Source organism: Arthrobacter sp. Soil_C_60 (assembly GCF_057656375.1).
The window spans coordinates 1-412 of record NZ_JBDGKM010000034.1 but is presented as its reverse complement, the minus strand read 5'-3'; the positions used below and the strand labels follow the sequence as shown (position 1 = coordinate 412).

Sequence of the window (412 nt, the reverse complement as noted above, 5' to 3'; positions counted from 1 at the left end):
GGGGTGTGCCGGCGAGTCGGTATCGGTTGCGGCGGGGTTTTTGGTCTGGGTCGATGTAGCGGGGCGGGATGAACCAGGGGATTCCGTCCCGGATTTCGATTTTCCAGTTTTCATCGTGCAGCAGGTGGTGGTGGTAGGAACACAGGAGGCAACCGTTGTGGACTGATGTTGGGCCGTTGTGTTTTTCCCAGAATTTGATGTGGTGTGCTTCGGTCCAGGGGGCGGGCATGGTGCAGTCGGGGAAGGCGCAGCCTTTGTCGCGGGCGACGAGCGCGCGGCGCTGGGCGGGGGTGAACAGCCGTTGGGCGCGTCCGATGTCGAGGATTTCGCCTTTGCCGCCGAGGACGAGGGGGATGAGGTCGGCGTCGCAGGCGATTTTGCGGACGGTTTTGGGGCTGATCAGTCCGCCGAA

The 412-nt window shown here is 63.1% G+C and carries 1 protein-coding gene; it reads right to left on the bottom strand.

The window, feature by feature from the left end; translation table 11 throughout:
* Positions 1 to 412 (bottom strand): DUF222 domain-containing protein (locus tag AC3A4M_RS22830; RefSeq protein WP_498738916.1); only part of this gene is annotated, 412 nt, incomplete at both ends.